We start from the raw sequence: 24321 nt of genomic DNA, 5'->3' as shown, positions 1-24321 counted from the left end.
CGGGGTCAGAGCCCTCCCTTCGGGAGGGATCTGACCCCACGCGATCCCAGAGGGGTCGGAGCCCTTTCCGCTGGAAAGGGATCCGACCCTTTTGCATTTGCACGTTTTCCTAAAGACATCGGCATCGCACTGCGGACCATGGCAGGGACACCTTACGGAGGTTCCGCCATGCATCGTTCAGCAATACTCATCGCCCTGCTCTGCCCGACCCTGGCCACCGCCGCCGACTGCACCTTGCCCGCGACACTGGACCAGCGCCAGTTCACCAACCTCAGCGATCCGCTGTACGCGCCCGACAACCCCAACGCCGGACGCGTGGTGCAGGTCAGCTTCGGCACGAACGCTCACACGCTCGATGTACTGGGCACCGATATCCGCATCGGCGGCAGCTACCGCTACCAGCGCCTGGCCCCGCACGCCGCGGAACTCCAGATGGTCGAAGCCCACCCCGACGGCCCAGCCCGCTACACCCTGCTGCTGACCTGCCTGACCCCGAACCAGGGCCGTTTCATCTACACCCAGCACGACGGCCCCATGGCCCCCCGACAGCGCCAGAATTCCGGCCGCTGGACCCTGCAGCCATAGGCCAGAAAACCGACGCCGGTTAAATGGCACCGCACCATCCACGCATGGCGTGGATCTACTGTGTCGACCAAGGTCGACACCTACCAGAGCACGATGCCGTTCCGACAGATCGCGACCAACTGTCGAAGGCGGGGTGGGTCCGGTTGCGGTGGTGTCCGCGGCATGGATGCCGCGGCCAAGCCTACAGAGACGTACTTGCGGCGTCCCCCGCAACCGGACCCACCCCGCCAACCCCAGGAAACCAGCTTTTGACGTTGCTTCAGTCGAGCATGGCTCGACTCTACAGCGGGTGCAGGACTGCAAGCCCTGCCAGGAACACACCCCCACCCTCACCACACTGAATCAAAAACCGGTTTCGGCACGCCGCTTGCATTGCTTCCAGACGAACGCCCCCATCCCTGTTTCTGGAACCGTTGCAGATGTCCCACTCCGTCACTTCGATCCTTTCCCAGATCCGCTCCTATCAGACCCAGATGGGACAGCCCGCGCTCAACCCGCTGGCCGAAGCGCCGCGCAGCAATGCCCTGCCCAACGCGGTGCTGGATGCGCCGCAGGTGCAGCCGCCCAGCTTCACCGAAACCCTGCGCGGCGCCCTGTCCAGCGTGAACGACGCCCAGCAGACCTCCGGCGCCCTGGCCAAGGCCTTCGAAATGGGCGACCCCAGCGCCGACCTGGCCAAGGTGATGGTCGCCTCGCAGCAGTCTCAGATCGCCTTCCGCGCCACCGTGGAAGTCCGCAACCGTCTCGTCCAGGCCTACCAGGACGTGATGAACATGCCGCTGTAAGGATCCAACCGCATGGCACTGACGCTCTCCAAGGAATCCCTGAACGCCGAGAAGGCCGGACAGTGGTTCGATCGGCTGCAAAGTCTGCAGATCACCCGCCGCCTGGGTCTGATGGCGATGATCGCCGTGGCGGTGGCGGCAGGCCTTGCCGTGTTCTTCTGGGCACAGAAGCCGGGCATGGTGCCGCTGTATACCGGCCTGGACCAGAAGGCCACCGCCGAAGCCACCGACCTGCTGCGCGCCGCACAGATTCCGTTCGAGCTGGATCCGGCCACCGGCGGCATCACCGTGCCGGAAAAGAACCTGCACGATGCGCGCCTGAAGCTGGCCGGTTCCGGTCTGACCGACAGCGGCAAGCTGGGTTTTGAACTGATGGAGCGCGATCCGGGCTTCGGCGTCAGCCAATTCGTGGAAAGTGCGCGCTACCAGCACGCCATGGAAACCGAGCTGTCGCGCACCATCAACACCCTGCGCCCGGTGCGCGATTCGCGTGTGCACCTGGCCATTCCCAAGCCCAGCGCCTTCACCCGCCAGCGTGACGTGGCCAGCGCCTCGGTCACCCTGGAACTGCGTGGCGGCCAGCAGCTGGAACGCAGCCAGGTCGATGCCATCGTGCACATGGTGGCCGCCAGCATTCCCGACCTGGCCCCGGAACGGGTGACCGTGGTCGACCAGAGCGGCCGCATGCTGAGCGTGAGCGACCCCAACAGCGAAGCGGCGGTCAATGCCGCACAGTTCGAACAGGTGCGCCGCCAGGAAACCTCGTTCAACCAGCGCATCCGCGAACTGCTGGAACCGATGACCGGCCCGGGCCGGGTGAATCCGGAAGTGAGCGTGGACATGGACTTCTCGGTGACCGAGGAGGCGCGCGAACTCTACAACGGTGAACCGCAGAAGCTGCGCAGCGAGCAGATGAGCGAGAACACCAGCACCACGCCGGGCCCGCAGGGCGTGCCGGGCGCAACCAGCAACAGCCCGCCGGGCCAGCCGGCCGCACCGCCCACCGCGCAGACCCCGACCGAAAGCAGCAAGAACGCCACCCGCAATTACGAACTGGACCGCACGCTGCAGCACACCCGCCAGCCGGCCGGCCGCATCAAGCGGGTGTCGGTGGCGGTGCTGGTGGACAACGTGCCGCGTGCCGGCGCCAATGGCAAGGTGACCCCGCAGCCGCTGTCGGCCGCCGAGCTGACCCGCGTGGAAGCGCTGGTGAAGCAGGCCGTGGGCTTCAACGCAGAACGCGGCGATACCGTGTCGGTGATGAACGCGCCGTTCGTGCGCGATACCACCCCGGTGGAAGGCCCGGCCTGGTGGGAACTGCCGTGGGTGCACGATGCCGGCCGCATGCTGCTGGGTGCCATCGTGGTGCTGGCGCTGCTGTTCGGCGTGCTGCGCCCTGCCCTGCGCGCCATCACCGGGCAGACCAAGAAGGACGACGACGCTGCACTGGAACCGCACAGCGCGGACGTGCAGCTGGTGGATGACGATGGCACCCCGCTGCCGGCGCTGGGCGCCGACCGGGTCAGCCTGGGCGGGGCCGAAGCACTGGCCCTGCCGGTGGATTCATATGAGGAACGACTGCGGATGGCCCGTGAAGCCGTAAAGACCGACTCCAAGCGCGTGGCCCAGGTGGTCAAGGGCTGGGTGGCCAATGACTGAGGCACAACTGACCGGCGTGCAGCGCGCTGCCGTGCTGCTGCTGTCCCTGGGTGAACTGGATGCGGCCGAAGTGCTGCGCCACATGGAACCCAAGGAAGTGCAGAAGATCGGCATCGCCATGGCCACCATGACCGACATCACCCGCGAGCAGGTGGAACGGGTGATGGACCAGTTCAGCCAGGAACTGGGCTCGAAGACCTCGCTGGGCGTGGGTTCGGACGACTACATCCGCAACATGCTGGTGCAGGCGCTGGGCAGCGAGAAGGCCGGCAATCTGATCGACCGCATCCTGCTGGGCCGCAACACCACCGGCCTGGATGCACTGAAGTGGATGGACCCGCGCGCGGTGGCCGATCTGGTGCGCAACGAGCACCCGCAGATCATCGCCATCGTGATGGCCCATCTGGAAACCGACCAGGCCGCCGACGCGCTGAAACTGCTGCCCGAGCGAACCCGCGTGGACGTGCTGCTGCGCATCGCAACGCTGGACGGCATCCCACCCAATGCGTTGAACGAACTGAACGAGATCATGGAACGCCAGTTCGCCGGCAACCAGAACCTGAAGTCGTCCAACATCGGCGGCGTGCAGTGCGCGGCCAATATCCTCAACTTCATGGACAGTGGCCAGGACCAGGCGATCCTGGGCGAGATCGCGCGCATCGACGCGCCGCTCAGTGGCCGCATCCAGGACCTGATGTTCGTGTTCGACGACCTGGTGGATCTGGACGACCGCGAAATGCAGCTGGTGCTGCGCGAAGTCAGCGGCGAGCGCCTGGGCCTGGCCCTGCGTGGCGCCGACATCAAGGTGCGCGACAAGATCACCCGCAACATGTCCCAGCGTGCCGCCGAAATCCTGCTGGAGGACATGGAAGCACGCGGCCCGGTGCGCCTGTCCGACGTGGAAGGCGCGCAGCGCGAGATCCTGGCCATCGTCAAGCGCATGGCCGATGAAGGCACGGTCACCATCGGCGGCAGCGCGGAGGCCATGCTGTGAGCAATGTCGTGCGCTGGCTCGCCCCGGACCTGTTGGCCCAGCCCGAACCCGAGCTGGAGCAGGAGGATGTGTTCGAACTGACCGAGCCCGACCCGGAGCACGAGCCGGAGCCGGTACTGCAGCTGCCCACGCTGGAAGAGATCCAGGCGATCCAGGACAGTGCGGAGAAGGAAGGCTTTGCCCAGGGCCACAGCGATGGCTATGGCCAGGGCCAGGCCGAGGTGCGCCGCCTGGTCGCGCAGATCGAAGGCATCCTGGACAACTTCAGCCGCCCGCTGGTGCGCCTGGAAAATGAAGTGGTCGGCGCGCTGGGCGAGCTGGCCGTGCGCATTGCCGGCGCCCTGGTCGGCCGCGCCTACGAGGCCGACCCCGCGCTGCTGGCGCAGCTGGTGGGTGAAGCCGTGGACGCAGTGGGCGGCGCCACCCGCGAGGTGGAAGTGCGCCTGCACCCCGATGACATCGCCGCGCTGTCGCCGTTGCTGACCCTGTCACCGCAGCAGCGGCTGGTGCCCGACACCAGCCTGAGCCGCGGCGACCTGCGCGTGCACGCCGAAGCGGTGCGCGTGGATGGCACCCTGGAAGCACGCCTGCGCGGCGCCCTGGATGCGGTGATCCGCCAGACCGGAGCCAATGCATGAACACCGAACCGCACCTGCCGCCGCCGGCGGACTGGACCATTGCCCGCAACCTGCGCCTGGCCGGCCGTCTGGACAGCCTGCGCGTGGATACCGCACACGGCCGCGGCCTGATCCGTGAGGGCGTGCTGCGCCGCGCGGTGGGCCTGACCCTGGAAGCGGTGGGCTGCGAGGCCCCGCTGGGCGCCAGCTGCAAAGTGGAAGTGGTCGATGGTGGCTGGGTGGATGCCGAAGTGGTCGGCTTCGCCGGCGAACGCACCTACCTGATGCCCAGCGCCGAGCTGCACGGCCTGCTGCCCAACGCACGGGTGGTGCCCTCGGCCCGCCGTGGCGGCGTAGAAGTGGGCGAAGGCCTGCTGGGCCGGGTGATCGACAGCGACGGCGTGCCGCTGGATGGCAAGGGCCCGATCCGTGCCGAAGGCCATGTCGGCATGGCGGGCGTGTCGATCAACCCGCTGGCGCGCGAACCCATCACCCAGCCGCTGGACGTGGGCGTGCGCGCGATCAATGCACTGCTGCCGATCGGCCGTGGCCAGCGCGTGGGTCTGTTCGCCGGCTCCGGTGTCGGTAAATCGACGCTGCTGGGCATGATGACCCGCTACACCGCCGCCGACGTGATCGTGGTCGGGCTGATCGGTGAACGTGGCCGCGAAGTGCGCGATTTCGTTGAAACCACCCTGGGCGAGGAAGGCCTGCGCCGCGCGGTGGTGGTGGCCAGTCCGGCCGACCGGCCGCCGCTGGCGCGCCTGCACGGCGCCTACCGGGCCACCGCCATTGCCGAATGGTTCCGCGACCAGGGCCTGAACGTCCTGCTGCTGATGGATTCGCTCACCCGCTTCGCCCAGGCCCAGCGCGAGATCGGCCTGTCGGTGGGTGAACCGCCCACCACCCGCGGCTACCCGCCGTCGGTGTTCGCCAAACTGCCGGCGCTGGTGGAACGTGCCGGCAACGGCGCCAAGGGGCGCGGCTCGATCACCGCGTTCTACACCGTGCTGACCGAAGGCGATGACCCGCAGGACCCGATTGCCGATGCGGCACGCGCGATCCTGGATGGCCACATCCTGCTCTCGCGCCGGGTGGCCGACAGTGGCCTGTACCCGGCCATCGACGTGGAATCGTCGGTCAGCCGCGTAGTCACGGAAATCGCCGACGAGCCGTGGCGCCTGCGCATCCGCAAGCTGAAGCGCCTGGTGTCGGCCTACTCGGCCAACCGCGATCTGATCGCCATTGGCGCGTACCAGCGTGGCAACGATGCTGCGACCGACGAAGCACTGGAACGCTGGCCGGAAATCATGGAATTCCTCGGCCAGGACGTGGCCAAGGCCGCCGATCTTCCGCACAGCCAGGCCGCGCTGCAGCGCCTGGTGGAACAAGAGAACTAAGCCATGACACAGTCCAAGCGCATCGACCCACTGCTGAAGCGGGCCCAGGAACACGAAGACGCGGTGGCCCGCGACCTGGCCGAGCGCCAGCGCGTGCTGGACACCCATCTGTCGCGGCTGGATGAACTGCGCCGCTATGCCGAGGAGTACGCCAACGCACAGATGGCCGCCACCAGTCCGGCGCAGCTGCTGAACCGCCGTGCCTTCCTGGACCGCCTGGACAGCGCGGTGGAACAGCAGCAGCAGACCGTGAACGGCAACCGCGAAAAGGTGGAAGCCGAACGCGCGCGCCTGATCCTGGCCAGCCGTGACAAAGCCGTGCTGGAGCAGCTGGCCGCCAGCTACCGTGCACAGGAAAAGGTGGTGACCGACCGCCGCGATCAGCGCGAGATGGATGACATCGGCGCACGCCGCGCGCGCCTGGCGCAGGCCGCAGACCCGGACAGCGACCCGCAGGGAGGCCGCGCGTGATGCCTTCCCTGTTGACCGGCAACAGCACCGCCGCCAACGCTACCGGTTCCACCGGCAGCAGTACGCGCAGCAGCCGCAGCGACGGCAGCAGCGGCAGCGGTTTCGACCAGATGCTGCAGGGCGGCGGCAATACGCCTGCGGCCAAGACCGCCAGCACCCCGTCGAAGCCGGCGAGCAAGGCGAGCAACGCCGATGCGGGCAACGCAGATGCGCGTACCCCGCCAGCCAGTTCAACCGATGCCACCGACCCCGACGCGGCAACGACCGAGGTGGCCGCCAGCACCACTGACACCACCGCACCGGCCACCGACAAGGACGCCGCGACCGACAGCGACGACGCGCCCTGGCCACCACTGGGCCTGGCCGGGCTGGCGCTGATGGTGCCGCCGGTCGCCGATCCCAGCGCGCCTGCCTTGCCCACCGCCACGGGCACCGATGCCGACGCGCTGCCCAGCGCCGCGCCTGCGGCGCTTGCCACGCAGCCCGCCGCGGCCACCACCGCTACGCCGGCCACCGCGCCTGCGGCCACGGGCGTAGCCGCCACCACTACCGCACCGGATGCCGATGGCGAAGCCATCGAACTGCCGCTGCCCGGCACCGTGCTGGCACAGACCGCGCTGGATGGCGCAGACGATGCGGACAGCCTGTTCGGCAGCGATCGCAGCGTGACCGCACCGTTGCAGGTGGCCCTGCCCGCCGCCCTGCAGGACCTGAAGGCCGCGCTGGCCCGCACGCCGGTGTTCAACGGCGAACCCACCCCCATCCCGGTGCTGGGCGATGATGGTTTCGACCTGGCCATCGGTGCACGCGTCGGTTGGCTGGCGGACCAGAAGATCGGCCACGCCCACATCACCCTGAACCCCGAAGACCTGGGCCCGGTGGACGTGCGCCTGCAGATGAACGGTGACAAGGTGCATGCCAGCTTCAGCAGCCCGCACGTGGATGTGCGCCAGGCGCTGGAAAGCAGCCTGCCGCGCCTGCGCGAACTGCTGGGCGAACAGGGCTTCCAGCTGGCCCACGCCGATGTGGGCCACCACAACAGCGGCGACGGCGGAACGTCGGGCCAGAACACCGGCAGCGGCAACGGCCGGATCGGTGACGGAGAAACGTCGCTGGGCGACACCACGGTGTCGGCGGCGCAGCTGATCCGCCAGCGCGGATTGCTGGACGCCTACGCGTAACCGGTAGCGCCGGGCCATGCCCGGCGGCACCCCGATAGTCCGCCGGGCACGGCCCGGCGCTACCGACGGAATTCCGTCGCCGCCCTTCCCCAGCATTGCGGCACACCCCTTGCATAGCCCTGTGAAGCAACCCCTGAGGAGCTTCACCCCGTGGCCGCAGCCGCTGACAAAACCAAGAAGACCGCCGACAAGGACAAGAGCGCCAAGCCGCGCAGTCCTTTGCTCATCACCGCCCTGGTGGCCGTCCTGGCCGCAGGTGCCGCCGGCGCCGGCGTCTGGTTCTTCACCCAGAGCAAGCACGAACCGGCCACCGCCGAAGCCCCGAAGAAGGGCGCCACCCCGGCCCCGGCCCAGTACTTCGCGCTGGAACCGGCGTTCGTGGTCAACCTGAACGGCCCCATTGATGGCCCGCGCTACCTGCAGGTGGAAGTGCAGCTGATGACCCGCGACGCCGCCGCGCTGGAGGCGATCAAGACCCATGCGCCGGCACTGCGCGCCAACCTGCTGATGCTGTTCTCGCAGGTCAGCCCCGAGCAGATTGCCGACGTGGCCGGCAAGCAGAAGCTGCAGGGCGAAGCGCTGGCCGCCGTGCAGAAAGTGCTGAAGGCCGAGACCGGCAGCAACGGCGCCGACGATCTGCTGTTCACCAGCTTCGTGACCCAGTAAGGGCCTACCGATGAATGACCTGCTGTCCCAGGATGAGATCGATGCCCTGCTGCATGGCGTGGACAGCGGCGCGGTCGAAACCGAGCCGGAGCCGCCGTCCGGCGAAGCGCGTTCGTACGACTTCGCCAGCCAGGACCGCATCATCCGCGGTCGCATGCCCACGCTGGAAATGGTGCACGAGCGTTTCGCCCGCCTGTGGCGCATCGGTCTGTTCAACCTGATCCGCCGCTCGGCCGAACTGTCCGTGCGCGGAATCGAGCTGATCAAGTTCAACGACTACATGCATTCGCTGTATGTGCCGACCAACCTGAACCTGATCCGCTTCAAGCCGCTGCGTGGCACCGGCCTGATCGTATTCGAGCCGACCCTGGTGTTCGCCATCGTCGACAACTTCTTCGGCGGCGACGGGCGCTACCCCACCCGCATCGAAGGCCGCGAATTCACCGCCACCGAAATGCGGGTGATCCACCTGTTGCTGAAGCAGACCTTCGCCGATCTGCGCGAAGCCTGGGCGCCGGTGATGGAAGTGGATTTCGAGTACATCAATTCGGAAATCAACCCGCACTTCGCCAACATCGTCACCCCGCGCGAATACGTGGTGGTGTGCCGCCTGCACGTGGAACTGGACGGCGGTGGCGGCGATATCCACGTCACCCTGCCGTATTCGATGCTGGAGCCGATCCGCGAACTGCTGGACGCCGGCATCCAGAGCGATCGCAACGACCGCGATGCCAGCTGGGGCGTGATGCTGCGCGAACAGCTCGACATCGCCGAAGTGACGCTGTCCAGCGTGCTGGCCAGCAAGCGCATGACCCTGCGTGACCTGACCCAGCTGAAGGTGGGCGACATCCTGCCGATCGAGCTGAACACCCAGGTGCCGCTGTGCGTTGAAAACATTCCCGTGTTCACCGGCGAATTCGGCATCGCCAACGGCATGAACGCCGTGAAAGTCACCGCTACCCATCCGCCGGGGACCCGCCCGCGCGTACCCGTCATCCAGGAAGACCCGCAATGAACGATATCGACGCCCTCGAACCGACCCCGGCCCAGTTCGGCAGCCTGCTGGCCGATGAAACCCAGGGTCCGGACCTGAACCTGGACGTGATCCTGGACGTGCCGGTGACACTGTCGCTGGAAGTCGGCCGCGCCCGCCTGCCGATCCGCAACCTGCTGCAGCTCAACCAGGGCTCGGTGGTGGAACTGGAACGCGGCGCCGGCGAATCGCTGGACGTGTTCGTCAACGGCACCCTGATCGCCCACGGCGAAGTGGTGGTGATCAACGACCGCTTCGGCGTGCGCCTGACCGACGTGGTCAGCCCGAGCGAGCGGATCCGGAGACTGCGTTGAGCCTGCTGCTGGCCACCGCGCAGGCCGCTGCGAAGGCAACGCCGCAGATCGGCCAGCATGCCGCCACCGCACCGAGCCTGTTCGGTGCGGTGCTGGCCCTGCTGGCCGTGCTGGCCCTGGTGATCGGCCTGGGCTGGCTGCTCAAGCGCCTGCCCGGCAGCGGCTTCCGTCCGGCCGAAGGCATGAAGCTGGTAGCCAGCCTGACCGTGGGCGCCAAGGAACGCGTGGTGGTGGTGGAAGTAAACGGCCAGCAGCTGCTGCTGGGCGTCACCGCCGGCAGCATCAACACCCTGCATACCCTGTCCGAGCCCCTGCCGCCGCCGGCGCCGGTGCGCGTGCCGGACCTGAAGAACCTGCCGAATTTCGCCCAGCTGCTGCAACAGCGGCTGCGCAAGGACCCCTGACATGCGCGTGACCCGTTCCCGCTTCGCCACCCTGATGCCGTGGCTGATCCTGATCGCCCTGTGCCTGCTGCCCGCGCTGGCGTTTGCCGCGCCGGGCGCACCGCCGTCGCTGCCCGATGTAAACGTGGGCAAGATCGGCGGCGCACCGGTCAGCCTGCCGCTGCAGACCCTGCTGCTGATGACGGCGATCACCCTGATCCCGTCGATGCTGCTGGTGCTGACATCGTTCACCCGCATCATCATCGTGCTGGGCCTGCTGCGCCAGGCGCTGGGCACCGGGCAGACGCCGTCCAACCAGGTGCTGCTGGGCCTGGCCCTGTTCCTGACCGCGATGATCATGCTGCCGACCTGGGACAAGGCCTGGAGCACCGGCATGGCGCCGTACCTGAACGGCGATATCGACTTCCAGACCGCCTGGACGCTGACCACCCAGCCGCTGCGCGCCTTCATGCTGGCGCAGATCCGCGAAACCGACCTGATGACCTTCGCCGGCATTGCCGGCCACGGCACCTATGCCAGCCCCGATGCGATTCCGTTCCCGGTGCTGGTCGCCTCGTTCGTCACCAGCGAGCTGAAGACCGCCTTCGAGATCGGCTTCCTGATCTTCATTCCGTTCGTGATCATCGATCTGGTGGTGGCCAGCGTGCTGATGTCGATGGGCATGATGATGCTGTCGCCGATGCTGGTGTCGGCGCCGTTCAAGATCCTGCTGTTCGTGCTGGTCGATGGCTGGGTGCTGACCGTAGGTACGTTGGCGGCCAGCTTCAATCCGGCTTGATTGCAGCAACAGCAGTCGAGCACAGCAGTCGAGCATGGCTCGACTCTACCCAAAGCAAATGGAACAACGATGTCTCCCGAACTTGCCCTGACTGAACTGCGTGGCGGCCTGATTACCGTGCTGTGGGTGGCCGGCCCGCTGCTGCTGACCGTGCTGGTGGTTGGCGTGGTGGTGGGCGTGGTGCAGGCCGCGACCCAGTTGAACGAGCCCACCATTGCCTTCGTGGCCAAGGCCGCAGCACTCACCGCCGTATTGTTTGCGCTCGGCAGCCTGCTGATCGGCCACCTGGTCGAGTTCACCACGCTGCTGTTCCAGCGCATTCCACACCTGATCGGCTAGGAACCGCGCCGCCATGGACGCCGCCACCCAGATGGCCGCCGACGGCCTGCAGGCCTTCGGCATGATCGGCACCGTGCTGTGGACACTGCTGCGTTTCGGCGCGGTGGCCATGGCCATGCCCATGGTCGGTACCCGCGCGGTGCCGGCCCGCGTGCGGGTAATGCTGGCGGCCACGCTGTCCATCGCGCTGGCCCCACTGCTGCCGCCGGTACCGGACTGGACCGGCTTCGACGCCGCCACCGTGCTCACCATTGCCCGCGAACTGGCCATCGGTGTGTCCATCGGCTTCCTGCTGCGGCTGATCTTCGAAGCCGGCGCTCTGGCGGGCGAGCTGGTCGCCCAGGGCACCGGCCTGGCCTTCGCGCAGATGAGCGACCCGCTGCGTGGCGGCACCTCCGGTGTGATCGGGCAGTGGTTCTACCTGCTGTTCGGCCTGCTGTTCTTCACCGCCAACGGACATCTGGCACTGATCTCGCTGGTAGTGGACAGCTACCGCGCCCTGCCTATCGGCGCGCCGCTGCCCGACCCGCATGCCTTCTTCAGCATCGCCCCCACCTTCCTGCTGACCGTACTGCGCGGCGGCCTCACCCTGGCCATACCGCTGGTGGTGGCCATGCTGGCGGTCAACCTGGCCTTCGGTGTGCTAGCCCGCGCCGCGCCCGCACTGAACCCGATCCAGCTGGGCCTGCCGGTATCGCTGCTGCTGGGCCTGTTCCTGCTGGCACTGCTGGCCGGTGAAATGGGCCCACCGGTGCAGCGCATGTTCGACGCTGCGTTCGAGGCCGCTGGCGCCGTCACTCAGTGAGAACTTCATCACATCCTGTTGATTGCCCTGCCCCCCCTGTAACGCGTTACAGTGAATGGGCGGCGACCAGGGGGCGCCGCACGCGGCCCGCGTTCTGTACGGCCGCTTGCCGTAGCCTTGCCCCACCGTAGTTTTTCCGTTGACAGGCAGGTCCGGGAGACTGACGAATGCTGGTAGGCACGTACAACCCATGGCTGGTGGCCACATCGCTGCTGGTTGCCGTCATGGCTTCGTATACCGCCCTGGCCATGGCCGGGCGCACGGTGACTGCACCTGGTCGCGGTGCCACCTGGTGGTGGCGGCTGGGCGGCGGGTTTGCCATGGGGCTGGGCATCTGGTCCATGCACTTCATCGGCATGCTGGCCTTCGACCTGCCCATTCCGCTGGGTTACGACCTGCCCATCACCCTGGTGTCGCTGGCGCTGGCCATCGCCTCGTCGGTGTTCGCGCTGTGGCTGGTGTCACTGCACACCCTGCCGCATGGCCGCCTGGCCGGCGGCGCGCTGCTGATGGGCACCGGCATTGCCAGCATGCACTACGTGGGCATGGCCGCGCTGCGCATGCAGCCGGGCATCGACTACCAGCCAGTGTGGCTGGCGCTGTCGCTGTTGGTGGCCGTGGCTGCATCGTGGACCGCGCTGTACGTGGCCTTCCGGCTGCGCGCGCAGAACACCCGCAACGTTGATCGGTTGACCGCCGCCGGCCTGCTGGGCCTGGCCATCGTGGGCATGCATTACACCGGCATGGCCGCCGCCCGCTTCCCGGAAGGCAGCGTGTGCGGTGCCGCCGTCGGCGATGGCCTGCGCAGCACGTGGCTGGCGGTGATGGTGGTGGTGCTGACCGTGGCCATCCTGGCGGTGGTGCTGGTGGTGTCCTGGCTGGAACAGCGGGTGGAAGCGCAGCTGCTTCGGCTGCGCAATTCGCTGCTCAGCACCTCGCTCACCGACGCCCAGCAGGAACTGACCCAGGCCGCACTGCACGACCCCCTTACCCGCCTGCCCAACCGCCTGCTGCTGCAGCGCCGGATCGTGCAGGCGCTGGCCGAGGCCGAACAGCGCGGCAGCCGCTTCGCGGTGATGTTCATGGATCTGGACGGCTTCAAGCAGGTGAACGATGCCTATGGCCACCAGGCCGGCGACGCCCTGCTGGTGGCCGTGGCCGAACGCACCCGCCAGCTGCTGCGGCCCAACGACATGCTGGCCCGGCTGGGCGGTGACGAGTTCGTGCTGGTGGTGCGCATAGAACACGACGAAGACCTGCCAACCCTGGCCCGGCGCATCCTGGAAGCGGTGGGCGGCGGCCCGCTGCTGGCCGACAACGAACTGCAGGTGACCGCCAGCATCGGCATTGCCATTTGTCCCGACCACGCCGCCAGCGAACGCCAGTTGATGGCCTTTGCCGATGCGGCGATGTACCAGGCCAAGGAATCGGGCCGCAACGCCTTCGTGCTGTTTTCCGACTGGATGAACGACAGCGCCGAACAGCAGTTCCGCCTGCTGGCCGACCTGCGCCGGGCCATCGGCACCGACCAGTTGTTCCTGCACTACCAGCCGAAGATCCGCGTGGCCTCGCAGGCCGTGGCCGGTGCCGAGGCGCTGATCCGCTGGCGCCATCCCGAACAGGGCCTGATCCCGCCGGACCGCTTCATCCGCCTGGCCGAGCGCAGCGGTGCCATCCACGATATCGGTCGCTGGGCGCTGGAACAGGCCTGCCAGCAGTTGCGCCGCTGGCACGATGCCGGCCATGACGGCTGGTCGATGTCGGTGAACCTGTCGCCGGTGCAGTTCAGTTCGCCGCACCTGCTGCGCGATGTGCAAGACGTGATCGAACGCTACGCCGTCACCCCGCGCCACCTGGTGCTGGAAATCACTGAAAGCACGGTGATGCGCGATACCGACACCAGCCTGCGCCTGCTGCAGAGCCTGTCGGCGCTGGGCGTGGGCATTTCCATCGACGATTTCGGCACCGGCTATTCCAGCCTGCTGTACCTAAAGCGCCTGCCGGCCACCGAAATCAAGATCGATCACGCCTTCGTGCGCGATCTGGAACACAGCCCGGAAGACGTGGTGATCGTGTCGGCCATTGTGGCCCTGGGCCACGCGCTGGACATGGATATCGTGGCCGAAGGCGTGGAAACCGCGCCGCAGCGCGCCTATCTGGAACGACTGGGCTGTGACTACCTGCAGGGCTACCTGCTGGGCCGCCCGGTGGACCCGGCCCGCTTCATGCAGTTGCATGACCTGCCCCGGCCGCGGGTGGAGCTGGCCAACCCACCGCCGCGCTGAGCGGTGGTGGGTTGCACCCCCGGCCGGCTGCGGCGCCGCCGTCCACACGAACTGAGCGTGTGGACGGCGATCATGCGCTGCGCAGAGCCAGCAGCAGGCTATTTCACCCGCAGGTTGATGGATATCTGCTGCCGAACAAATCGCACGGTAGACGTCTCATCGATGATGGACTGTTCAAGCGGGCGGCCCTTTGCATCCAGGAGCGACACCGTAAACATGTCGTACCCTCCAGTACTGGCGTCAGCATCGCGTACGACACGTAACAGATAGGGCGCCGACAGCGGCGTGGCAAGAAGATTGAACGCCTGGTTCTCCTTGACCTCGACAATCACGGAACTGTTGCGGGCTTGCACGTGCGGATCCAGCGAGTCCACCTTGACCAGAAAATCCAGCGTAGCGGCCGCGCCTGATTGCCTGGCCGTTACGGATCTGTTGGCCGCAGGCGCAGCGGTTGCGGCCCCTACGCCGCCCACCAGCAATGCTGCGGCCCCCATGGGGGCCAACCTCAGCAGTTGGCGACGACGATCATCGAATTTTTCCATGGATCATTCCTCCCAAAAGTGGCTTATTCGAGAACCGGGACATCTTCGACATAGCAGATATGACGGTTGGTGCAGCCCCGGTTGTTCGTGCCGGTACAGTCAGTGGTATTGGTGCAGCTGACGTTGCAGCTTGGATTGGAACAGCCGCTGTTCGCCATGGGGCTGATACGGTCGCCCCTGCGCTGCAGAGACTGTGCTGCTTCGTCGTTGATGCTCACCGCACCGGATGACGTCACTGCAATATCTGAAGGATCAATGCTGTCGATCACCGGGTATCTCCTTTACGCGGGAAGAGTCGAAAGCGGGCAGGAAAGCGTCCGCGCATCCATCGTGCGATAACCCTCGAACCATCTCCGCAGCTGCTGCTGGTCCAGGTCAAGCGTTCCGTCATCCAGCAGGCGGCCTACATCATTACGCGGATCATTCAGCGCCACTGTGCACTTGCCGATACGGCCATCAGCACGCACGAGCAGTGAATTGGGCCTGGCGGCATAGCAGATGTAGTCATCCAGACTTGCTTCGGACGTCGCCTTGGCCGGCTCCCCGATCTCCTGCCCGCCCGTGATGTAGGCCAGCACCTGCTGATATCTGGAGAACCCCAGCTCTGTCTGCGGAATGCCTTTTTCACCACTGAGGTTTGAGACACGGTGGAAGAACACCTGGTAGCGATCATCAGCGCCGAATGTCTGTTGCACATTGCTGTAAAGCCGGCGGACAGATTCGATGTTCTCCGAATGCACATGGAGGCGCAGAGTTATCCGGAAGTCCTGCTGGAGACCCTGCATCTGAACGAGATTGTTCCAGATGACATCGAACGTGCCGGACTTGTTCGCCAGAAGCCGAGTTCGGTCGTGCCACTCCGCATCGCCGTCGAGGGTTATCTGGTAATTGTTGTGCCTGATTGCGACGAGATCATCGAACAGACTCCTCTGCAACGTATATGCATTGGTGGTCAGGGCGCCGTGGAACTGGATGCCGCTTGATTCGCACAGCGCATGCGCGAATCCACCAATCTCACGCACCACGCCCTCAGCCAGCAGGGGCTCACCGCCGAACCAGGATAGCGTGAAGTCGTCGATGTCACGCACTCTGACCTCAATGAGCTTCTTTATCCCATCGATGGTCCTTCGCTTCATCCTGCCGATCTGGAAATCTTCGTAGCAGTAGGTACAACGGAAGTTGCATTTCTCGGTCGGCAGTACGATCAGCTCAAACCGCCTGTTGGACAATGCACCCGCCAGGGAGGCTTCACTTACCATGGGTGAAATCCTCCTATTCGAAGATGGGGTGTTCGCTGGTAAGGTTGCAGCTGCCGATGTTCTTGGAGCCGCCGCAGGCTCCACTGTTGGTGCAGTCGATGTTGGTGCCCCTGCACGACCCTTGGTTCGTGCAGAGATCGTTGGCGCCGCCAGCCTTGACGACAGTGCCGATGTTCTCAGCCAACCCGCTCGCGTAAAGGTCCTGATGACGAACCCTCCCCTGCTTCGACACAGAGATGGTCGAAGGATCAATCCCTTGAACTGCCATGGCTACATTTCCTCGTTGGAAGAACGTTGCTTGTTCCAGCAATACAGGTGACACAGGACCGATCATCATCGCGCCTGTTACTTTCTGTCAACATTATCTTTGCGTGGGTATTTTCCTACACCACCGTCTCGAGCAGTGGATTGTCGGATTTACCCGACCCTGCAGATAGGGGTAGCCGTCAGCGGACGGGAACAATGGACCGCTGAAATGCCCTGAGACATTTCGGAACAGTTCTTGCAAGCACCCCGGCACTCCCCGCCGTAGTGCACCGCGATGTCCGAGAACGAAGACGCAGGCGAAAAAACCGAACAGCCCACAGAAAAACGCCTGCGCGACGCTCGTGAACAGGGCAACATCCCGCGTTCGCGCGAGCTGGCCACCGTGGCGGTGTTCGGAGCGGCGGTCATCGCCATCATGGCCACCAGCAGCTCCATTGCCGCCGGCGGCCATGCCTGGATGCGCGCCGCGCTCAGCCCCGAACCGGCCCTGTGGCAGAACCCGCAAGCCTTGTTCGGCCACTTCGGCTGGCTGTTCCTGCGCCTGATCCTGGCCTGCTGGCCACTGCTGGTGGTCTGCTTCCTGGCCAGCTTCCTGTCGCCGCTGGTGATGGGCGGGCTGCGCTGGTCGAACAAATCACTGATGCCCGACCCCAAGCGGCTCAGCCCGATCGCCGGCCTGAAGCGCATGTGGGGTGCCGAGGCCGTGGCCGAGTTCACCAAGTCGCTGCTGCGCGTGGGCTTTGTCGGCGCCGCGGCCGCGCTGGTCTTTGCCAGCAGCTTTGATGCCCTGCGCGGCCTGCTGCACCAGCCACTGGAATCGGCCATCGGCCATGGCCTGGCCTTCACCCTGAAGCTGCTGCTGGCCACCGCCGGCGCCATGCTGCTGCTGGGCGCCATCGATGCGCCGTACCAGCGCTGGAACTGGATGCGCAAGCTGAAGATGACCCGTGAAGAGCTGCGCCGGGAAATGAAGGAAAGCGAAGGCAGCCCCGAAGTGAAGGGGCGCATCCGCCAGCTGCAGCAGCAGATGGCCAACCGCCGCATGATGGAAGCGGTGCCCACCGCCGACGTGGTGGTGGTCAACCCCACCCACTACGCCGTGGCCCTGAAGTACGAAGGCAGCCGCATGAGTGCCCCCACCGTGGTCGCCCTGGGCGTGGACGAAACCGCCCTGCGCATCCGTGAAGTGGCCGACGGCAACAAGGTGGCCATCGTCTCGGCCCCGCCTTTGGCACGCGCCTTGTATCGGGAGGGTCAACTCGGCAAGGAAATTCCCGTGAGACTGTATTCAGCCGTCGCCCAGGTGCTGTCCTACGTCTACCAGCTGCGCAGCTGGCGGACCGGCCCGATGCCGTCCACTCCCCACATCGATGTGGATGAATTCGGCACTGGAGGCCGCCCATGAACGCCCAGACCTCTGGTTTCAACAGCCGCCGCGTGCTCGACATGATCCGCCAGGGTCTTGGCGCGCCGCTGATCGTGCTGGCCCTGCTGGCCATGGTGGTGGTGCCGCTGGCCGCCCCGGTGCTGGATGCGCTGTTCACCTTCAACATCGCCATCTCGCTGATGGTGCTGCTGGCGGTGGTCTACGTGAAGCGTCCGCTGGATTTCACCATCTTCCCCATCGTGCTGCTGGTCACCACCATGCTGCGCCTGGCGCTGAACGTGGCCTCCACCCGCGTCATTCTGCTCAATGGCCAGAACGGCCACGAAGCAGCCGGCAAGGTGATCGCCGCCTTCGGCGAGTTCGTGATCGGCGGCAACTACGCGGTCGGCATCGTGGTGTTCGCGATCCTGACCATCATCAATTTCGTGGTCATCACCAAGGGTGCCGGCCGCGTGTCCGAAGTGACCGCGCGCTTCATCCTGGACGCCATGCCCGGCAAGCAGATGGCCATCGACGCCGATCTGAACGCCGGTTTGCTGACGCGTGAAGAAGCCAAGGCACGCCGCGAGGAAGTGCGCGAGGAAGCCGACTTCTACGGTGCGATGGACGGCGCCAGCAAGTTCATCCGCGGCGATGCGATCGCCGGCATCCTGATCCTGTTCATCAACATGCTGGGCGGCCTGGCCGTGGGCGTGCTGCAGCATGGCATGCCGTTCGGTGAAGCGGCGGCCACCTACACCCTGCTGTCCATCGGTGATGGCCTGGTGGCGCAGCTGCCGGCCCTGCTGGTGTCCAGCGCCGTGGCCATGCTGGTCACCCGCGCCTCGCGTTCGCAGGACATGGCCCAGGCCATGACCGGCCAGGTGTTCGGCCAGTACCGCGCGCTGGCCATCACCGCAGGCATCATCGGCCTGGTCGGCCTGGTGCCGGGCATGCCCAACGTCGCTTTCCTGACGCTGGCCGCGATCCTCGGCTTCATTGCCTGGAAGCTGTACCGCAAGACCCAGCTGCCGGCGGCCGATGCCGCCGCCACGGCCGGCGAGAACGGCCCGGTGAACGCGCTGGGCCGCCCCGCCGCGCCGGCACCGACCGCCGAACTGAGCTGGGACGAACTGCGCCCGGTCGATCCGCTGGGCCTGGAAGTGGGCTATCGCCTGATTCCACTGGTGGACAGCAACCAGGGCGGCGAACTGATGGCGCGCATCAAGGGCGTGCGCCGCAAGCTGACCCAGGACGTCGGCTTCCTGATTCCTTCGGTGCATATCCGCGACAACCTGGAACTGGCCGCCAACGCCTACCGCGTACTGGTGCACGGCGTGCCGGTGGCCACCGCCGAAATCCACCCCGACCGCGAACTGGCGCTGGACCCGGGCAGTGCGCTGGGCCCGCTGGATGGCATTGCCGGCAAGGACCCCGCCTTCGGCCTGGACGCCACCTGGATCCAGCCGCACCAGCGCGCACAGGCCGAAACCCTGGGCTACACCGTGGTCGACCCGGCCACCGTGGTCGCCACCCACCTGTCGCACCTGATCCGCGAGCACGCGCCGGAACTGCTGGGCCACGAAGAAGTGCAGCACCTGCTGGCCAACCTGGGCAAGAGCGCGCCCAAGCTCGTCGAAGATCTGACGCCCAAGGCGCTGCCGCTGTCGGCAGTGGTGCGTGTGCTGCAGAACCTGCTGATCGAACGCATTCCGATCCGCCAGCTGCGCAAGATCGCCGAAGCGCTGGTCGAGCACGCCCCGTCCAGCCAGGACCCGGCCACCCTTACCGCTGCCGTGCGCAACGCGCTGGGCCGCTTCATCGTGCAGGAGATCGCCGGAATGTCGGCGGAGCTGCCGGTGTTCACCCTCAACCCGCAATTGGAACGTGTCTTGCAGGAGTCCACGCAGGGCAACGGCGCCGCGCTGGAACCCGGACTCGCTGAGCGACTGCACCAGAGCCTGGCCGAATGTGTCAGCAAGCAGGAAGCCCGCAACGAGCCCGCGGTTGTGCTGGTACCGGGCCCGGTGCGCGCCGCGCTGGCCCGCCTGGTCCGCCACAGCGTTCCCTCGCTGTCGGTCCTGGCCTACAGCGAGGTGCCGGAGGACAAGCGCCTGAAGCTGGTCGGAACGATCAGCTGACGCCGCCCACCGCAGCGCCAGAAAACAGACACCACTCTTCACTTGCAGCAACCGACAGATTCCAAGGGGAACCCGAACCGTGCAGACCACCGACCACCCGCGTTCTCCGACCGCCAATCCGCCGTCTTCGACCCGTGATCACAGCATGAAAATCAAACGCTTCGTCGCCGCCGACATGCGCTCGGCCATGAACCTGGTGCGCAAGGAACACGGGCCCGATGCCGTGATCCTGTCCAACCGCCGGATCGAAGAAGGCATCGAAATCGTGGCCGCCGCCCATTACGACGAAGGCGTGGTGCAGCGCGCACTGGATGCCTCGCGCCGCGATGTCGCGCCGCCGCCGGCACCGAAGCCGCGCACCGCCGCCGATGCCGTCATCGCCGCGGTTACCCGCCGCCGCAGCGCCACCCGGGCGCCGGAACCGATCGCGGCCACCACCTCGGCCGTGGCCGCCCTGGCCCGCGCCGCCGTGGGTGCCACCGGCCGCACCCTGGACAGCGCCGACGAGATCGTGCCGACCCGCGGCAGCACCGGCTTCGCCGACACCCTGGCCCGCGCCAGCGTCAACGAACCGGCACTGCCGGAACAGATTTTCGCCCCGTTCGCCCAGGCCGTCGTCGCCCCGCCGGCACCGGCCGCTGCGCCCGCCGCGCCGGCCCCGATCAACCGCGCCCGCTTCCTGATCGATCCGCCGCACGACGAACCGCAGGACACTGCCGCCCTGCCGCCGCCGCTGCCGATGACGGCCGAAGCGCCGACGGCCGCCGTGATCGCCGCCGAGCCGGCAGTGATCACCGACCAGCCGGCGCCGGCACTGGCCGCAGCCGCGCCGCAGCCCGAACCCGCCCCGCAGCTGATGCCGGCGCCGGTGGTGACCGTGGTGGCCCAGGATGACGCCGAGATCCGCCAGCTGCGCCAGGAAGTGGCTGGCATGCGCCAGGTGATCGAGCGCGAGATGAACCGCTTCACCGACGAACGCCTGCGTGGCAATGCGGTGCGCGGTGCCGCGCTGGACCTGATGGACGAGTACGGCTTCGATGCCGGCCTGGCCCGCGACGTGGCCATGCAGATTCCGGCCGAGACCGAGGCCCACCGTGGCCGCGGCCTGATGCTGGGGCTGATCTCGCGCAAGCTGCCGATCGCCCCGGTCGATCCGCTGGAAGAAGGTGGTGTGATCGCCCTGGTCGGCCCCACCGGCGCCGGCAAGACCACCACCATCGCCAAGCTGGCCTCGCGCTTCGCCGAAAGCCACGCCGCCCGCGATGTGGCCCTGGTCACCACCGACACCCTGCGCGTGGGCGCCCGTGAACAGCTGTACGGCTACGGCCGCCAGCTGGGCATCGCGGTGCACGAAGCCAACAGCGGCACCGACCTGGACCAGCTGCTGGAACGCCTGAAGGACTACAAGCTGGTGCTGATCGACACCGCCGGCCTGGGCCCGCGCGACCGCGCCCTGGCCGCCCAGCTGCAGTGGCTGCGCGCCGCCCGCCAGGTCCGCACCCTGCTGGTACTGCCGGCCAACACCAGCTTCGGCGACATGGACGAGGTGGTCCGCCGCTTCGGCGCGGCCAACCTGCAGGGCCTGGTGCTGAGCAAGCTGGACGAGACCGGCCGCTTCGGCAACGCCCTGTCGGTGGCCGTGGACCACCAGCTGCCGATCACCTGGGTGACCGACGGCCAGGACGTGCCGGACGACCTGCACCGTGCATCTGCAGCCAATCTTGTACTTCGCCTTGAAGATTTGCGCCGAGCGGCCGATATGCCCTGCAACCCGGAGTTGAACCATGCCGTCGCGTGAGTACGCCAAGCTGACCACCACCTTCCCGCTGACGGCCACCCGCAGCGAGCCGCTGGGCCCTGTGCGCACCATTGCGGTGACCGGCGGCAAGGGCGGCGTGGGCAAGACCAACGTGTCGGCCAACCTGGCCGTGGCGCTGGCGGGCATGGGCAAGCGCACCCTGTTGCTGGACGCCGACCTGGGCCTGGCCAACATCGACGTGATCCTGGGCCTGAACCCGACCTTCACCCTGGCCGATCTGGTGGCCGGCCGCTGCTCGCTGGACGATGTCATCATCGAAGGCCCCAACGGCGTTCTGGTGGTCCCGGCCGCGTCGGGCCGCAGGCACATGGCCGAACTGGCCCCGGCCGAGCACGTGGGCCTGGTCAACGTGTTCTCCGAACTGGAACGCGACCTGGACATCATGGTGGTGGACACCGCCGCCGGCATCAACGACGGCGTGCTGACCTTCTGCCAGGCCGCGCAGGACACCGTGGTGGTGGTCTGCGATGAGCCGGCCTCGATCACCGACGCCTACGCACTGATCAAGGTGCTGTCGCGCGAACGTGGCGTGGACCGCATCCAGGTGGTGGCCAACATGGTGCGCGACCCCAACGAAGGCCGCGTGCTGTATGAAAAGCTCACCCGCGTCTGCGAGAAGTTCCTGGCCGATGTCTCGCTGAACTACCTGGGCTGCGTGCCGCAGGATGACTGGCTGCGCCTGTCGGTGCAGCGCCAGCAGCCGGTGGTGAAGGCCTACCCGTCCAGCCCGGCCGCGCTGGCGATCACCGAGATTGCCCGCCGCACCGCGCGCTGGCAGGCCCCGACTGAGCCGCGCGGTGGTGTTGAATTCTTCCTGGAACGCATCCTGAAGCAGCGCGGGGTGACCGCATGAAAGGCGCAGCCCAGTACAAAGAGGTGCAGCGCGCCTCGGCCACCGATGTGATCGTGCAGCACTCGGACCTGGTGCGGCGCATCGCCCACCACCTGGCCGCGCGTCTGCCGGCCAGCGTGGAAGTGGACGACCTGATCCAGGCCGGCATGATGGGCCTGATCGAGGCCTCGCGCAGCTACGACGCCGACCAGGGCGCTTCGTTTGAAACCTATGCCTCGATCCGCATCCGCGGCTCGATGATCGACGAGATCCGCCGTGGCGACTGGGTACCGCGCTCGGTGCACCGCCGCGCCCGCGATGCCGCCGCCACCATCCGCCGCCTGGAACAGAGCAGCGGCCGTGCCGCCAGCGCCACCGAAGTGGCCGCGGCCATGGAAATGCCACTGCCCGACTACCTGCGCCTGATGGAAGACGCCTCGCGCGGCCAGGTGCTGAGCCTGGAATCGCGCATCGAAGACCAAGGCGAACTGGACACCATCGCCCAGGGCGGGCCCACCCCGCAGCAGGTGCTGGAGCGCGGCGAATTCGGGCGCGAACTGGGCAAGGCCATCGGCCACCTACCCGAACGCGAACAGCTGGTGCTCTCGCTCTACTACGAGCAGGAACTGAACCTGAAAGAGATCGGCGCGGTGCTCGGCGTGAGCGAATCGCGGGTCTGCCAGATCCATGGCCAGGCAGTGCTGCGCCTGCGTGGCCGACTGAAAGTCTTCGAGGCGGCCGACGCCGGCCTCGAGAATTGAACAACAAAGGAACTCTGCTTTGAACAAGAACATGCGCATCCTGATCGTTGACGACTTTTCGACCATGCGTCGCATCGTCAAGAACCTGCTGGGCGATCTGGGCTTCACCAATACCGCCGAAGCCGAGGACGGGCATGCTGCGTTGTCACTGCTGCAGAGCCAGCCCTTCGATTTCGTGGTGACCGACTGGAACATGCCGGTCATGACCGGCATCGAACTGCTCAAGGCCATCCGCGCCGACGCCAAGCTGAAGACCCTGCCGGTGCTGATGGTCACCGCCGAAGCCAAGCGCGAGCAGATCATCGAAGCGGCACAGAACGGGGTGAACGGCTACATCATCAAGCCGTTCACCGCGCAGACGCTGGAAGAGAAGCTGGGCAAGATCTTCGAACGCCTGGCGGCCAGCGCCTGATGGATACCACGGTCGACAAGAGCGCCCTGGCCCTGCGCCTGCAGGAAGCACTGGATGCACTGGAAGCAGGCGATGAGAGCGCCTGGCGCCAGCGCATCGACAGCCTGGTAGCCGCACGCACCCAGCCGATGATGAGCGGCCTTTCGCGGCTGGCCCGTGAACTGGGCCAGGCCCTGGGCGAGCTGCCGACCGTGCCCGACGAAGCCGGCGAGCTGGATGACGCCTGCGCGCGCCTGGACCACGTGGTGGCCATGACCGAACAGGCCACCCACCGCACCCTGGACCTGGCCGAAGAATGCCGCGCCCTGACCGAACAGCTGCGCGCCGATGGCCTGCAGCCCGGCCAGGACGTGCAGCTGGAGCGCATCCGCCACAACCTGACCGAGATCGCCCTGACCCAGAGCTACCAGGACCTGACCGGGCAGATCATCCGTCGCGTGGTCGGCATCGTCCGCCGCGTGCACGAAGGCTTCGGCGCGCTCGGCCTGCCACCGGAACAGCATCGCACCGACCCGGAACTGGCCGGGCCGGCACTGAAGGGACTGGACCGCCACGCGGTCTCGCAGAACGACGCCGACGACCTGTTGTCGGACCTGGGGCTGTAAG

General features: G+C 66.9%; 27 protein-coding genes. 23 read left to right on the top strand and 4 right to left on the bottom strand.

Annotated features, from left to right (window positions below):
* The first annotated feature begins 168 nt into the window (after nt 1-168).
* From C1932_RS09490 to C1932_RS09415, 16 genes are all read left to right on the top strand, one after another.
* The gene (locus tag C1932_RS09490; RefSeq protein WP_108761950.1) at nt 169-585 is read left to right on the top strand and encodes a hypothetical protein; all 417 of its coding nucleotides are present in this window, start codon (nt 169-171) and stop codon (nt 583-585) included.
* 419 nt (nt 586-1004) lie between these two features.
* The gene (fliE, locus tag C1932_RS09485; RefSeq protein ID WP_108749563.1) at nt 1005-1370 is read left to right on the top strand and encodes a flagellar hook-basal body complex protein FliE; all 366 of its coding nucleotides are present in this window, start codon (nt 1005-1007) and stop codon (nt 1368-1370) included.
* Nucleotides 1371-1382: 12 nt separating this feature from the next.
* A complete protein-coding gene (fliF, locus tag C1932_RS09480; protein WP_108753038.1) occupies nt 1383-3029 on the top strand; it encodes a flagellar basal-body MS-ring/collar protein FliF in 1647 nt (548 codons plus the stop codon).
* A gap of 7 nt (nt 3030-3036) precedes the next feature.
* A complete protein-coding gene (gene fliG / locus C1932_RS09475; protein WP_108751550.1) occupies nt 3037-4023 on the top strand; it encodes a flagellar motor switch protein FliG in 987 nt (328 codons plus the stop codon).
* Nucleotides 4020-4661 carry a FliH/SctL family protein gene (locus C1932_RS09470; RefSeq protein WP_108749561.1) on the top strand — a complete coding sequence of 214 codons (642 nt, stop codon included), beginning with the start codon at nt 4020-4022 and terminating at the stop codon, nt 4659-4661. Before fliG ends, C1932_RS09470 begins: the two co-directional genes overlap by 4 nt.
* On the top strand, nt 4658-6040 hold the full coding sequence (locus C1932_RS09465; RefSeq protein ID WP_108761949.1) for a FliI/YscN family ATPase: 1383 nt from the start codon (nt 4658-4660) through the stop codon (nt 6038-6040). Before C1932_RS09470 ends, C1932_RS09465 begins: the two co-directional genes overlap by 4 nt.
* A gap of 3 nt (nt 6041-6043) precedes the next feature.
* Nucleotides 6044-6511, top strand: a complete 468-nt coding sequence (gene fliJ, locus C1932_RS09460; RefSeq protein ID WP_108749559.1) for a flagellar export protein FliJ — start codon at nt 6044-6046, stop codon at nt 6509-6511.
* Nucleotides 6511-7692: a flagellar hook-length control protein FliK gene (locus tag C1932_RS09455; protein WP_108761948.1), complete on the top strand. Its 1182-nt coding sequence runs from the start codon at nt 6511-6513 to the stop codon at nt 7690-7692. The genes fliJ and C1932_RS09455 overlap by 1 nt, the downstream gene beginning before the upstream one ends.
* A gap of 150 nt (nt 7693-7842) precedes the next feature.
* Nucleotides 7843-8358: a flagellar basal body-associated FliL family protein gene (locus C1932_RS09450; protein WP_108749557.1), complete on the top strand. Its 516-nt coding sequence runs from the start codon at nt 7843-7845 to the stop codon at nt 8356-8358.
* Nucleotides 8359-8368: 10 nt separating this feature from the next.
* Nucleotides 8369-9373: a flagellar motor switch protein FliM gene (gene fliM / locus C1932_RS09445; RefSeq protein WP_108761947.1), complete on the top strand. Its 1005-nt coding sequence runs from the start codon at nt 8369-8371 to the stop codon at nt 9371-9373.
* On the top strand, nt 9370-9705 hold the full coding sequence (gene fliN, locus C1932_RS09440) for a flagellar motor switch protein FliN (RefSeq protein ID WP_108761946.1): 336 nt from the start codon (nt 9370-9372) through the stop codon (nt 9703-9705). Before fliM ends, fliN begins: the two co-directional genes overlap by 4 nt.
* The gene (fliO, locus tag C1932_RS09435) at nt 9702-10109 is read left to right on the top strand and encodes a flagellar biosynthetic protein FliO (protein ID WP_108749554.1); all 408 of its coding nucleotides are present in this window, start codon (nt 9702-9704) and stop codon (nt 10107-10109) included. Before fliN ends, fliO begins: the two co-directional genes overlap by 4 nt.
* Nucleotide 10110: 1 nt before the next feature.
* Nucleotides 10111-10887: a flagellar type III secretion system pore protein FliP gene (gene fliP / locus C1932_RS09430; RefSeq protein ID WP_108761945.1), complete on the top strand. Its 777-nt coding sequence runs from the start codon at nt 10111-10113 to the stop codon at nt 10885-10887.
* Between the two features lie 69 nt (nt 10888-10956).
* Nucleotides 10957-11226, top strand: a complete 270-nt coding sequence (locus tag C1932_RS09425) for a flagellar biosynthetic protein FliQ (protein WP_005413254.1) — start codon at nt 10957-10959, stop codon at nt 11224-11226.
* A gap of 13 nt (nt 11227-11239) precedes the next feature.
* Nucleotides 11240-12031, top strand: a complete 792-nt coding sequence (gene fliR / locus C1932_RS09420; RefSeq protein ID WP_108749552.1) for a flagellar biosynthetic protein FliR — start codon at nt 11240-11242, stop codon at nt 12029-12031.
* Nucleotides 12032-12198: 167 nt separating this feature from the next.
* Nucleotides 12199-14316, top strand: coding sequence for a bifunctional diguanylate cyclase/phosphodiesterase (locus C1932_RS09415; RefSeq protein ID WP_108761944.1), 2118 nt, complete (start codon nt 12199-12201; stop codon nt 14314-14316).
* A 98-nt stretch (nt 14317-14414) separates the two neighbouring features.
* Here C1932_RS09415 and C1932_RS09410 read toward each other — a convergent pair whose 3' ends face one another.
* The 4 genes from C1932_RS09410 to C1932_RS19800 are packed head-to-tail and all read right to left on the bottom strand — an operon-like array spanning nt 14415 to nt 16454.
* Nucleotides 14415-14858, bottom strand: a complete 444-nt coding sequence (locus C1932_RS09410; protein WP_108761943.1) for a hypothetical protein — start codon at nt 14856-14858, stop codon at nt 14415-14417.
* A gap of 23 nt (nt 14859-14881) precedes the next feature.
* On the bottom strand, nt 14882-15127 hold the full coding sequence (locus C1932_RS19805) for a hypothetical protein (protein ID WP_159094519.1): 246 nt from the start codon (nt 15125-15127) through the stop codon (nt 14882-14884).
* A 12-nt stretch (nt 15128-15139) separates the two neighbouring features.
* Nucleotides 15140-16117, bottom strand: coding sequence for a radical SAM protein (locus C1932_RS09405; protein WP_108761942.1), 978 nt, complete (start codon nt 16115-16117; stop codon nt 15140-15142).
* Between the two features lie 13 nt (nt 16118-16130).
* Entirely contained in the window at nt 16131-16454 is a 324-nt protein-coding gene (locus C1932_RS19800) for a hypothetical protein (RefSeq protein ID WP_159094518.1), read from the bottom strand.
* Between the two features lie 204 nt (nt 16455-16658).
* On the opposite strand from C1932_RS19800, the gene flhB reads away from it, so the two are divergent.
* The 7 genes from flhB to C1932_RS09370 all read left to right on the top strand — a co-directional run bounded on the left by flhB (nt 16659) and on the right by C1932_RS09370 (nt 24320).
* Complete coding sequence (flhB, locus tag C1932_RS09400; RefSeq protein WP_108753026.1) at nt 16659-17789, top strand: flagellar biosynthesis protein FlhB; 1131 nt, start codon at nt 16659-16661, stop codon at nt 17787-17789.
* Nucleotides 17786-19891 (top strand): flagellar biosynthesis protein FlhA, encoded by a 2106-nt coding sequence (flhA, locus tag C1932_RS09395; protein WP_108761941.1) that lies wholly within the window; start codon nt 17786-17788, stop codon nt 19889-19891. The genes flhB and flhA overlap by 4 nt, the downstream gene beginning before the upstream one ends.
* Before the next feature lie 145 nt (nt 19892-20036).
* Nucleotides 20037-21689 (top strand): flagellar biosynthesis protein FlhF, encoded by a 1653-nt coding sequence (flhF, locus tag C1932_RS09390; RefSeq protein ID WP_108761940.1) that lies wholly within the window; start codon nt 20037-20039, stop codon nt 21687-21689.
* Nucleotides 21676-22563, top strand: coding sequence for a P-loop NTPase (locus C1932_RS09385; protein WP_108753023.1), 888 nt, complete (start codon nt 21676-21678; stop codon nt 22561-22563). Before flhF ends, C1932_RS09385 begins: the two co-directional genes overlap by 14 nt.
* A complete protein-coding gene (locus C1932_RS09380; protein WP_108749547.1) occupies nt 22560-23303 on the top strand; it encodes an RNA polymerase sigma factor FliA in 744 nt (247 codons plus the stop codon). Before C1932_RS09385 ends, C1932_RS09380 begins: the two co-directional genes overlap by 4 nt.
* 19 nt (nt 23304-23322) lie before the next feature.
* The gene (gene cheY, locus C1932_RS09375; protein ID WP_005413247.1) at nt 23323-23715 is read left to right on the top strand and encodes a chemotaxis response regulator CheY; all 393 of its coding nucleotides are present in this window, start codon (nt 23323-23325) and stop codon (nt 23713-23715) included.
* Nucleotides 23715-24320 carry a protein phosphatase CheZ gene (locus tag C1932_RS09370; protein WP_108749546.1) on the top strand — a complete coding sequence of 202 codons (606 nt, stop codon included), beginning with the start codon at nt 23715-23717 and terminating at the stop codon, nt 24318-24320. The genes cheY and C1932_RS09370 overlap by 1 nt, the downstream gene beginning before the upstream one ends.
* The last annotated feature ends 1 nt before the right edge of the window (nt 24321 follow it).

It is taken from the genome of Stenotrophomonas sp. YAU14D1_LEIMI4_1, from assembly GCF_003086815.1.
Taxonomy (GTDB): domain Bacteria; phylum Pseudomonadota; class Gammaproteobacteria; order Xanthomonadales; family Xanthomonadaceae; genus Stenotrophomonas.
Note: the sequence above shows the minus strand (reverse complement) of the source record. Positions and strands in the feature narration are given on the sequence as shown.